Raw genomic sequence first — 10,630 nt, forward strand, 5'->3', positions numbered from 1 at the left:
CTGCTGGCGCGCCTGGCGCGCTCGCCCGAGCTGCTGGTGACGTTTGCCGTGGCCTGGGCGGCGCTGCTGGCGGCGCTCGCCGATACGCTGGGTCTGGGCAAGGAGCTCGGGGGCCTGCTGGCCGGCGTGTCGCTGGCTTCGACGCCGTTTCGCGAGGCGCTCGCCTCACGCCTGGCCAGCGTGCGGGATTTTCTGCTGCTGTTCTTTTTCGTGAGTCTGGGCGCCGGCCTCGATTTCGGCGCGCTCGACGGCAAGCTCGGACCGGCGCTGGCGCTCACCGCCTTCGTGCTGGTCGGCAAGCCGCTGATCGTGCTGCCGGTGCTGGCGCTGGCGGGCTACGGCCGGCGCAGCGCGTTTCTGGCCAGCCTCACGCTGGCGCAGATCAGCGAGTTCTCGCTGATCCTGCTGGCGCTGGCCGTGCAGGCCGGGCTCGCCGATGCGGCCACGCAGGCGCTGGTGACGCTGGTGGGCCTCACCAGCATCGGCGTCAGCACCTACCTGGTGACCTACTCGGGCGCGCTTTATCGGGCCGTCGAAAAAGGGCTGCCCGCCCTTTTTTCGACTCGCCGCGCCCGGCCCCGGTCCGGGCACGGCTCCGACCAGCCAAATACATGCGTATCCGGCTGGCGCACGAGGCATCCCTGCCTCGCGGTAACAGGCCGTTTTCTAACGGCCTGTTATGCGCGTCTGGAGCCGCTGCGGGCGCGTTTCAGTGCCGATGTCACACGCCGGCAGGCGGCCGGCGAGGCGCCGGCGCCGGCCGACGTCATCCTGTTCGGTCTCGGCCGCTACGGCACGGCCATCGCCGAGGGCCTGCGCGCGCGCGGGCTCACGGTGCTGGGCGTCGATTTCGATCCCGAAATGGTGGCGCGCTGGCGTGCGCGTGGCCTGCCGGCCCACTACGGCGACGCCGCCGATCCGGAGTTCGGCCGCAGCCTGCCGCTGGCCGCCGCGAGCTGGGTGGTGTGCGCCATTCCGGTGCACGGCGGCAGCCTGACGCACGACGACCCGCGCCTGGCGCTGGTGGACGCGCTGCGCAACCACGGCTACCGGCAGCGCATCGCGGTCGCCATCCATCAGCCGGACGACCTGCCAGCGCTGCGCAGCCGCGGCGTGGACCTCATTCTGCTGCCGATGGCGGACGCCGCCGCCGAGGCGGTAGACCTGATCACCGACCCGCCGCAGGGCGCGGCACGCGAGCGGCGCGAACGTGGGCTCGAAAACGCAGTGTCATGAGGCGGCGGCCTGCTCCAAAACCACCATCGCCACCGCATGCTCCTGCTCGTCGGCAAGGCTCAGGTGCCAGGCGACGATGCCGCGGCGCGCCAAGTGCTCGGCGGCGGCGCCGGACAACTCCAGCCACGGCCGGCCGGCCGCATCATGGCGTACGGCGATTTGCGGCAGCGTCACGCCTTGCGCGATGCCGGTACCGAGCGCCTTGCCGAAAGCTTCCTTGGCGGCGAAGCGCTTGGCCATGAAGGCGGCCGGCGCCGGCGCGGCGCGGTAGTCGGCGAGTTCGGATTCGGCCAGCAGGCGGCGCGCGAAGTGCTCGCCGTGCAGGTCCAGCATGCGCGCGATGCGCGCGATGGAAACGATGTCGACGCCGATGCCGGCGATCACGACCGCGCCCGGGCGATGGCGGCCCGCATCTCGGCCACCGCCGCGCGCAGACCCACGAACACGGCCCGCGCGATGAGCGCGTGGCCGATGTTGAGCTCGACGATGCCGGGCAGCGCGGCGATGGCGGCAACGTTGTCGAGGTTCAGGCCGTGCCCGGCGTTCACGGTGAGCCCGAGATCGCGCCCGTAGGCGGCGGCGGCCTCGATGCGCGCCAGCTCGACCACCCGCCGGTCGCGATCAGCCGCCTCGGCGTAGCGGCCGGTATGCAGCTCCACCACAGGCGCGCCACAACGGCACGCCGCTTCGAGCTGGCGCGGCTCGGGGTCGATGAACAGCGACACCTGCACGCCGACGCCCGCGAGCTGCGCCACGGCCTGGGCAATGCGGCTCTCCTGGCCGGCCACGTCGAGGCCGCCTTCGGTGGTCAGCTCCGCTCGCCGCTCGGGCACCAGACAGCAGTCCGACGGACGAAGGCGCGCGGCGATGTCGATCATCTCGTCTGTGACCGCCATTTCGAGATTCAGCCGGCACGGCAGGCGCTCGCGCAGCGCCTGCACGTCGGCGTCCTGGATGTGCCGACGGTCCTCGCGCAGGTGCACGGTGATGAAATCGCCGCCGCCGGCGAGCGCCTCGAAGGCCGCCTCGACGGGCGACGGATACGGCGTGTGGCGCGCCTGGCGCAGCGTGGCCACGTGGTCGATGTTGACGCCGAGCAGCGGCGCGCGGGCAGCGGGTGATGCGGTCATGGAGCTTCCGGTTCGCAGTGCGGGCGCCCGGCGAGGACGCGGAACAGCGCGCGGCTCTTCAGCGGCCGGTCGCCGAAATGCCAGGCGAGCTGCGCGCGCAGCAGGCGCTTGAAGGCCGGCCAGTGCGCGACATCGTCGAGCGCATCGGCGTGCAGCGCCAGCAGCGCCGCGCCGGGCAGCGCGCCGTCGACGGCCGGCACGGCGCCGTGTTCGGGCTGATAGTGATAGCGCGCCGCCGGCTCGATGGCCGCGCCGTTGGCATCGCGCGTGAGCAACAGGCCGTAGCCGAGCCCGGCCAGCAAGTCCCGCTCGAAGCGCCGCAGCGCGGGCTCGATCGCCCCGCCCGGCAGGGCGGCGAGCGCCGCCGCATAGGCGTCGTACACGGCCGGATGCGCATCCAGGCGCGCGCAGGCGCGCAGCAGCAGCTCGTTGAGATAAAAGCCCGCCGCCAGCGCCGCGCCGTGCAGCGGTGCGAGGTAGCCGTCGGGCTCGGCCTGGGTGAGGGTCTTGAGGTCGCCGGCGCCGGTCCAGGACAGCAGCAGCGGCGAGAAGGGCTGCAGCACGCCGGCCAGCTTGCCGCGTCCGCCGCGCGCCACCAGTCCCAGCCGGCCGTGCGCGCGGCTGAAGCATTCGAGCAGCAGGCTGCTGTCGCGGTACGGCCGGCGGTGCAGCACGTAGGCCGCCTGCAGCAGCACCGGCGCCTGGCCGGCGGAACGGGCTCTTGCCATGCCGGACGCGCTCAGTCGCCCTGGTAGCCGAGCGTGCGCAGCGCCACGTCGTCGTCGGTCCAGCCGCTTTTCTCGCGCACCGTGAGCTGCAGGAACACGTGCGTTTCGAGCAGTTTTTCGAGGTCGGCGCGCGCCTCGGAGCCGATTTGCTTGAGCATGGCGCCGCCCTTGCCGATGACGATGCCCTTGTGGCTGGGCCGCTCCACCCAGATGATGGCGCTGATCTCGGTGCGCTGCGGCTCCTCGATGAAGCTCTCGACCGCCACCGTGCACACGTACGGCAGTTCCTGATGCAGGTGGCGCATGAGCTTCTCGCGCACCAGCTCGGCGGCCATGAACGTGAGACTGCGGTCCGTGACCTGGTCTTCCGGGAACAGCGGCCCGCCGGCCGGCAGCAGGCGGCCGACCACGTCCGCCAGGCGCTCGACGTTGCTGCCCTTGCGGGCCGACACCGGCACGATCTCGGCAAAGCAGCCGGCGTCGCCCAGGCGCTGCATCTGCGCCAGCAGTTCCGCCTTGTCCGGCACCAGATCGATCTTGTTGATGACCGCCAGCGCCCGCCGGCCGCTGGCCTTGACCAGCTCCAGCACGCGCTGGTCGTCGGCGGTCCAGTGCGTGCCCTGCACCACCATCATCACCAGATCCACGCCCTCGAGCGCGCCGGCGGCGGTGCGGTTCAGATAGCGGTTCAGCGCCCGCCCCTCGCCCGGGTGGATGCCCGGCGTGTCCACGAACACCGCCTGCACGCCGCCCTCGGTGCGGATGCCGAGCAGGCGGTGGCGCGTGGTCTGCGGCTTGGGCGAGGTGATGGCGAGCTTCTGCCCCACCAGGCGATTGAGCAGCGTCGACTTGCCGACGTTCGGGCGGCCGACGATGGCCACGTAACCGGCCCGCTCGACCGGCGGCTGGTTGGGGTCGGATTCAGTCATTGGTTTGCAGTTGTTGCAGCGCGGGGGCGGCGGCGGCCTGCTCGGCACCACGGCGCGTGCCACCGCTGCCCCGACAGGGTGTCGGCAGCCCCGCCACGCGGCATTCGACCTCGAATTCCCAGGCACCGGCGCGTTCCCGCTCACCGACCAGATGGTACTGCGGGCGCTCCAGGCCACGGCTTTGCAGCCACTCCTGCAGGCGTGTTTTCGGGTCCTTGAGCGCCTCGCCGGGCTGCACGCGTTCCAGCGCCGGGCCCAGCAGGTGCAGCACGCGCTCGCGGCAGACCTCGATGCCGGCGTCCAGATAAATGGCGCAGATCAGCGCCTCGAAGGCGTCGGCCAGGATGGACAGCCGCCGCTGGCCGCCGGTCTTGCGCTCGCCGAGTCCGAGCTCCAGAAACTCGCCCAGGCGCAGCTCGGCCGCCGCCTCGGCCAGCGCCTCGCCGTTCACCAGGCGCGCGCGCAGGCGCGTCAGCTCGCCTTCGCTGGCGTCGGGAAAACGCTGCGTCAGCGCCTCGGCGATCAGAAAGCCGAGCAGCGCATCACCCAGGAATTCCAGGCGCTCGTTGTGCTGACGCCGCGCACTGCGGTGAGTGAGCGCACGGCGCAGCAACGCCTCATCGGCGAAGCGATGCCCCAGGCGCAGCTGCAGAAGATCGAGCGGCTTGGTCAACTGTCCCCGGGCACCGTGCCCTCGACCTGCAGCTCGTGCCGAAAATGCAGCATTACGCTGATGTTGGCGAATACCGGCCGCACGTAGTCATACTCGACCACGATGCGCTTCTTGCCGGTCTTTTTGTCGTAGTCGAGCTTGAGGTTGTCCTTGGTCGGCGTCGGCGTGTACAGGCCGCTCATGTCGAAGCGCTTCTCGAGCAGGCTCCAGATCGCCGGCTTGCCCATCTGGCCGATGGTCGAGTCCTCGGCCAGCGAGTTGACCGCCTTGCGCACGGCAAACGCCTCGTAATAGCCGGGATACATCGCCAGACCCACCATGAAAAACACCACCGCCACGGCAACGGCGATGGCCACGGAAAAAATCGACCACCCCCCCTGCCGGGCAGCGCAACGGACGTGCATGTGCGAATCCTCCCTGTCGTGGACGACGCAAAAATCGTGCGTCCGCTGCGCCATTATCGACTGGCCGTCAGGGAATGGCCGAGCCGATACGCCGCCAGTCGACGGCAAACCGGTCGGCATCCCAGCTCATCCAGATGAAAAACGCCTTGCCGACCAGGTTCCGGTCCGGCACGAAGCCCCAGTAGCGGCTGTCCTTGCTGTTGTCGCGGTTGTCGCCCATGACGAAGTACTGCCCCGGCGGCACCGTCACCTCGCCCTGCGGACCCTGCCGCTGCGGCATCCACTGCACCACGTAAGCGTGCTCGCCGAGCCGCTCGGGCACGCGCACCCACTCGGTGCCGCCCTCGCGCACCGTCTGCGCCGCCTCGCGCCGGGTGACCGGCTCACCGTTCACGTACAGCACCTTGTCGTAATAACCGATGCGGTCGCCAGGCAGGCCGACCACGCGCTTGATGTAATCGGTCGACGGGTCCGGCGGGTAGCGGAACACCACCACGTCGCCGCGCTGCGGGCTGCCGATGTCGATGATCTTCTTGTCGATCACCGGCAGGCGGATGCCGTAGGTGAACTTGTTGACCAGGATGAAATCGCCCACGTGCAGCGTCGGCAGCATGGAGCCCGACGGGATGCGAAACGGCTCCACCAGAAACGAGCGCAGCAGGAACACCGCCAGGATGACCGGAAAGAACGAGCGCCCGTACTCCACCCACCAGGGCATCTCGTCCGGTGGCGTGCCGGCGGCGGTGCGATGGCGCGCCAGCCAGATCTCGTCCACCGCCCAGATGAGGCCGCTGACCACCAGCAGTGCGAACAGCAGCAGCGCGAAATCCACCGTCACTTCTCCTTGCCGGTGTGCAGCACGGCCATGAAGGCCTCCTGCGGAATCTGCACGTTGCCGACCTGTTTCATGCGCTTTTTGCCTTCCTTTTGTTTTTCGAGCAGCTTGCGCTTGCGCGTGATGTCGCCGCCGTAGCACTTGGCGGTGACGTTCTTGCGCATGGCGCGCACGGTCTCGCGGGCCACGATCTTGGCGCCAATCGCCGCCTGGATCGGCACCTCGAACATCTGTTTCGGGATCAACTCCACCATTTTGGCCACCAGTTCGCGGCCACGCTGGGCGGCGGCCCCCCGGTGCACGATCACCGACAGCGAATCGACCTTGTCCTTGTTGACCAGCACGTCGAGCTTGACCAGATCGGCCGGCTCGAAGCGCGTGAACTCGTAATCGAACGAGGCGAAGCCGCGGCTGACCGACTTCAGGCGATCGAAGAAATCGGCCACCACTTCCGCGGCCGGGATGTCGTACTGCAGCGACACCTGCCCGCCCAGATGACTCATGCGCACCTGCCGGCCGCGCTTTTCCTCGCACAGCGCGAGCACCGCGCCCAGATACGCCGGCGGCACCAGGATGCTGACGGCGAGGATCGGCTCGCGGATCTCGGCCAGCTCCGACGGGTCCGGCAGCTTGGCCGGGTTGTCCACCAGCAGCACCTCGCCGGCGCGGGTCTGCACCTCGTACAGCACGGTCGGCGCGGTGGTGATGAGTTCAAGGTTGTACTCGCGCTCCAGGCGCTCCTGCACGATTTCCATGTGCAGCATGCCCAGAAACCCGCAGCGGAAACCAAAGCCGAGCGCCTGCGAGGTCTCGGGCTCGAAGCTGAGCGCCGCGTCGTTCAGGCGCAGCTTGCGCAGCGCCTCGCGCAGCGCCTCGTAATCGGACGAGTCGACCGGAAACAGGCCGGCGAACACGCGCGGCTTGACGCGCTGGAAGCCCGGCAGCGGCGCCGGCGCCGGGCGCGCCTCCTCGGTGAGGGTGTCGCCGACCGGCAGCGCGTCGATGTCCTTGATGCCGGCGATCACGATGCCGGCCTCGCCGGGCCCGAGCGCCTCGACGTCGCGCCGCTTGGGCGTGTGGATGGCCAGCCGGTCGATGCCGTACACGCGGCCGGTCGACATGATGCGGATGCGCTGGCCGACGCGCAGCACGCCGTTCACCACCCGCACCAGACCGACCACGCCGAGGTAGTTGTCGAACCAGGAGTCGATCACCAGCGCCTGCAGCGGCGCCTGCGCATCGCCTTTGGGCGGCGGAATGCGCGCGATCAGCGCCTCCAGCACGTCGTCCACGCCCTGGCCGGTCTTGGCGCTGCACGGCACGGCATCCTCGGCGTCGATGCCGACGATTTCCTCGATCTCGCGTTTGACGCGCTCGGGCTCGGCGGTGGGCAGGTCGATCTTGTTCAGCACCGGCAACACTTCGAGCCCCTGCTCGATGGCCGTGTAGCAGTTGGCGACGGTCTGCGCCTCCACGCCCTGCGCGGCGTCCACCACCAGCAGCGCGCCCTCACAAGCGGCGAGCGAGCGCGACACCTCGTACGAGAAATCGACATGCCCGGGTGTGTCGATGAAGTTCAGCAGGTATTCCTTGCCGTCGCGTGCCGTGTAGCGCAGCGACACGCTCTGCGCCTTGATGGTGATGCCGCGCTCGCGCTCCAGGTCCATCGAGTCCAGCACCTGCGCCGACATCTCGCGCTCGGTGAGCCCCTGGCAACGCTGGATGAAGCGGTCGGCGAGGGTCGATTTGCCGTGATCGATGTGGGCGATGATGGAAAAATTGCGAATGCGGTCGAGGGGGGTCATCGGCAGCGCCAAAGCGAACGGGGGCGGCAGTATAGGCAAGCGACACTCGATTCAGCGCTCGCCGCCCGCGGCAGGGAGCGCCGCGTCGGGGCGGTTTAGCGGTTTGTTGGTTTATTTGGGCACGCGCAGCGCCAGCCACAACGAATCGTCGCCGCGCTGCACCAAAAGCCGCGCCACTTTGCCGGCCGGCAGGCGCTCGACCAGACGCCGATACTCGGCCGCATCGTCCACCGCATCGCTGTTCACGGACAGAATCACATCGCCGGTCTGCACGCCGGCATCCCGCGCCGCGCCGGCCTCGACCCGGCGCACCCGCACCCCGCCGCGGTCGATGCCGAGCCGTTCGCGCTGGGCGGGCGTCAGATCCGCCACCGCCAAGCCGAGCCGGTCCACGCTGACCTTGGCCGACGCGGACTTGCCGGCCACGGGCGCCGCCTCGGCCGGCAATGCCTCGACCACTAGCTGTAGCGTGCGCGGCTTGCCGGCGTGCAGGATGTCGACCGCCACCTTGCGCCCGATGGCCGTGCGACCGACCCGCGGCGGCAGATCGCTCGAGTAGACGACGTCCTCGCCGTCGAAACGCAGGATGATGTCGCCGGGCTCGATGCCGGCCTTGGCGGCCGGTCCATCCGGCATGACCCGCGCCACCAGCGCGCCGCGCGGCTGCGCCATGCCGAACGATTCGGCCAGCTCCCGCGTCACGTCCTGGATCATCACCCCCAGCCAGCCGCGCGTGACCTTGCCGCTCTTCTTGAGCTGGTCGACCACGTCCATGGCAACGTCGATCGGCACCGCGAACGACAACCCCATGAAGCCGCCGGTGCGGCTGTAAATCTGCGAATTGATGCCCACCACCTCGCCGTCCAGGTTGAACAGCGGCCCGCCGGAGTTGCCGGGATTGATGGCGACGTCGGTCTGGATGAACGGCACGTAGGTTTCCTGCGGCAGCGCGCGGCCCTTGGCGCTGACGATGCCGGCGGTGACCGAATGATCGAAACCGAACGGCGAGCCGATGGCGAGCACCCACTGGCCGGCCTTCAGGCGCGCCGGGTCGCCGATCTTCACCGTCGGCAGCGGCCCGTTCTTCGGCTCCACCTTCAGCAACGCGATGTCGCTGCGCTCGTCCGAGCCGACCAGTTTGGCCGGCAGCTCGCTGCGGTCACTCAGGCGCACGATGATCTGGTCGGCGTCCTTGACCACGTGGTGGTTGGTCAGCACGTAGCCGTCCGCGGAAATGATGAAACCGGAACCCAGCGACTCACTCGGCAGCTCGGGCGACTCCCCCAACTCGCCGAGAAACCGGCGCAGAAATTCCTCCAGCGGCACCCCATCGGGCAGCTCCATGCCCTCAGGCAGCTCGAAAGGCAGCTTCGGACGCGACGCCTGGGTGGTCGAGGCGTCCTGTTCGCTGCTGATGTTCACCACCGCCGGGCTGTTTTCTTCCACCAGCGCGCTGAAATCCGGCGGGCTCGCGGCCACCGGCGCGCCGGTCAGCGCCGACACGCCGACCAGCAGCAGCCAACCCGACAGGGCACGCGCCAACGCCTTCATGGCGCTTGGACCGCCGCTGCGGGCGCGCCGGCGCTCGCGGCCGTGCCGGCCGGCGTGAGCGCCTTGGCGATATGCTCGAGCGTCGCCACCGGCACGGCGCCGAGCAGGACGACGTGATGACCGCCGATGGTGGTGCCATAAGCCGGCAGCGCCTCGATGCGGCTGACGCCCTGCAGCGGCTGTTCGCCAGACGATGCGCGGTCGATGAACACCGACACCGTCGCCAGACCATCCGACACGGTCAGCTGCTCGACCTCCTGACTGCCGCCCGGCAGACGTCCGCGCGCGTAGTCACCCAGCCGGAAACCCGGTGGCAGGCTGCTCAGGCGCCATGGCACGTCCTTGCCCAACTCGCGCCGGTCGAGCGTGTACTCGCTCCAGACCAGCGCCGGCGACGCGGCCGGGTGCGGCTGCTCCCAGTCCGCCGCCGGCAGCTCCGGCAACAGCTCGAGGTCGACGAAAAAAGCCTGCCGCAGCTCGCGGCCACGGCCATCGATCAGGCTTGCCTTGAGCAACAGCCCGGTCTGCGCGTCGGTGACCAGCAGGTAAGCGAAACGGAACTGGTCGCGCGGCCGGGCGACGGTGAACTCGGCGGCGCGATCCGCCAGCCGGCCGCTGCCGATGGGCTCGAAATCGTAGTACTGAGCCAGGCGCTGCAAGCGCTGCGGCAGCAGGCTGGGAAACATCGCCGCCACCAGCGCCTCGTCGCGCGCCGGTTTGCCATCGGTCAAGGCCACGCGGCACGCGCTGCCGGTGCGCCGCAGCTCCCAGTACCGGCCCTGCAGGCTGTGCACGCGATCGTCGCCGCCGTTGGCTCCCGCCCGGTGCATCACACGCAGGCTCTGCGTGTGATTGCCCTCGATCTGCACCACGTGGCCGCGGTAGTTGAGCGAGCCGGCAGCATCCAGCATGCGCTGCAGCACCGCCGGCATACCTTCCGCGCGCACCTGCGCGCAACCGATGGCCAGCGCGAGCAGCGCCAAGGCGCGCTTCATCGCGCGGGAGAAGCGTTGATCGATCAAAGGCTTGCGCCCGGGGCAGGAGGTCCCGCCTGCGACCGCGGTCGCAGGCCGTCCGCTCATGGTGCACCGCGCCGGCATGTGCGGCGCGGCAGCGAGCTGAAAAATCCCGGGCGGATTTTTCAGCATTTCCGCCGATGGACTCATCGTGCCTGATCGGCGCGCACGCTGCGGGCCAGCGAGGGGGTGTCCTGGCCGGAGAACAGCGCGTTTTCCGCATACACCGCAAAGTAGGTCTCGAGCCGACTGGCGTCGGCCGCATCGGCGCGCGAGGCCACCGTCGTGCTCACCGCCTGCGGTGCCTGGGCCAGCGGTGCCTG

11 protein-coding genes are annotated in these 10,630 nt (G+C 69.8%); 1 reads left to right on the forward strand and 10 read right to left on the reverse strand.

Annotated features, from left to right (window positions below; translation table 11 throughout):
* Window positions 1-1,236 (forward strand): cation:proton antiporter (locus PHC73_RS04075; protein WP_300124785.1); only part of this gene is annotated, 1,236 nt, incomplete at its 5' end.
* Here the strand turns inward: PHC73_RS04075 and acpS are convergent.
* The 10 genes from acpS to PHC73_RS04125 form a co-directional block, all read right to left on the reverse strand.
* Window positions 1,231-1,620 carry a holo-ACP synthase gene (gene acpS / locus PHC73_RS04080; protein ID WP_300124787.1) on the reverse strand — a complete coding sequence of 130 codons (390 nt, stop codon included), beginning with the start codon at window positions 1,618-1,620 and terminating at the stop codon, window positions 1,231-1,233. The two genes, PHC73_RS04075 and acpS, sit on opposite strands and share 6 nt — an antisense overlap.
* Window positions 1,617-2,366 carry a pyridoxine 5'-phosphate synthase gene (pdxJ, locus tag PHC73_RS04085; RefSeq protein ID WP_300124790.1) on the reverse strand — a complete coding sequence of 250 codons (750 nt, stop codon included), beginning with the start codon at window positions 2,364-2,366 and terminating at the stop codon, window positions 1,617-1,619. The genes acpS and pdxJ overlap by 4 nt, the downstream gene beginning before the upstream one ends.
* Complete coding sequence (gene recO / locus PHC73_RS04090; protein WP_300124792.1) at window positions 2,363-3,094, reverse strand: DNA repair protein RecO; 732 nt, start codon at window positions 3,092-3,094, stop codon at window positions 2,363-2,365. Before recO ends, pdxJ begins: the two co-directional genes overlap by 4 nt.
* A gap of 11 nt (window positions 3,095-3,105) precedes the next feature.
* Window positions 3,106-4,023: a GTPase Era gene (gene era, locus PHC73_RS04095; RefSeq protein ID WP_300124794.1), complete on the reverse strand. Its 918-nt coding sequence runs from the start codon at window positions 4,021-4,023 to the stop codon at window positions 3,106-3,108.
* Window positions 4,016-4,696 (reverse strand): ribonuclease III, encoded by a 681-nt coding sequence (rnc, locus tag PHC73_RS04100; protein WP_300124796.1) that lies wholly within the window; start codon window positions 4,694-4,696, stop codon window positions 4,016-4,018. Before rnc ends, era begins: the two co-directional genes overlap by 8 nt.
* Complete coding sequence (locus PHC73_RS04105; RefSeq protein ID WP_300124798.1) at window positions 4,693-5,052, reverse strand: DUF4845 domain-containing protein; 360 nt, start codon at window positions 5,050-5,052, stop codon at window positions 4,693-4,695. The genes rnc and PHC73_RS04105 overlap by 4 nt, the downstream gene beginning before the upstream one ends.
* Window positions 5,053-5,167: 115 nt before the next feature.
* The gene (gene lepB / locus PHC73_RS04110; RefSeq protein WP_366949797.1) at window positions 5,168-5,932 is read right to left on the reverse strand and encodes a signal peptidase I; all 765 of its coding nucleotides are present in this window, start codon (window positions 5,930-5,932) and stop codon (window positions 5,168-5,170) included.
* Window positions 5,933-5,934: 2 nt separating this feature from the next.
* Complete coding sequence (gene lepA / locus PHC73_RS04115; RefSeq protein WP_300124800.1) at window positions 5,935-7,740, reverse strand: translation elongation factor 4; 1,806 nt, start codon at window positions 7,738-7,740, stop codon at window positions 5,935-5,937.
* Between the two features lie 111 nt (window positions 7,741-7,851).
* Window positions 7,852-9,291 carry a DegQ family serine endoprotease gene (locus PHC73_RS04120; protein ID WP_300124803.1) on the reverse strand — a complete coding sequence of 480 codons (1,440 nt, stop codon included), beginning with the start codon at window positions 9,289-9,291 and terminating at the stop codon, window positions 7,852-7,854.
* Window positions 9,288-10,286 carry a MucB/RseB C-terminal domain-containing protein gene (locus PHC73_RS04125; protein WP_300124806.1) on the reverse strand — a complete coding sequence of 333 codons (999 nt, stop codon included), beginning with the start codon at window positions 10,284-10,286 and terminating at the stop codon, window positions 9,288-9,290. Before PHC73_RS04125 ends, PHC73_RS04120 begins: the two co-directional genes overlap by 4 nt.
* Window positions 10,287-10,630 lie beyond the last annotated feature (344 nt).

Origin of the sequence: Immundisolibacter sp. (assembly GCF_028696615.1) — a bacterium.
Lineage (GTDB): Bacteria > Pseudomonadota > Gammaproteobacteria > Immundisolibacterales > Immundisolibacteraceae > Immundisolibacter.

Excerpts from the sequence above, each read along its gene's own strand:
- pdxJ (WP_300124790.1), bottom strand. The coding sequence starts at position 2,366 with ATGACCGCATCACCCGCTGCCCGCGCGCCGCTGCTCGGCGTCAACATC.
- recO (WP_300124792.1), bottom strand. The coding sequence starts at position 3,094 with ATGGCAAGAGCCCGTTCCGCCGGCCAGGCGCCGGTGCTGCTGCAGGCG.
- era (WP_300124794.1), bottom strand. The coding sequence starts at position 4,023 with ATGACTGAATCCGACCCCAACCAGCCGCCGGTCGAGCGGGCCGGTTAC.
- lepA (WP_300124800.1), bottom strand. The coding sequence starts at position 7,740 with ATGACCCCCCTCGACCGCATTCGCAATTTTTCCATCATCGCCCACATC.
- PHC73_RS04120 (WP_300124803.1), bottom strand. The coding sequence starts at position 9,291 with ATGAAGGCGTTGGCGCGTGCCCTGTCGGGTTGGCTGCTGCTGGTCGGC.
- PHC73_RS04125 (WP_300124806.1), bottom strand. The coding sequence starts at position 10,286 with ATGAAGCGCGCCTTGGCGCTGCTCGCGCTGGCCATCGGTTGCGCGCAG.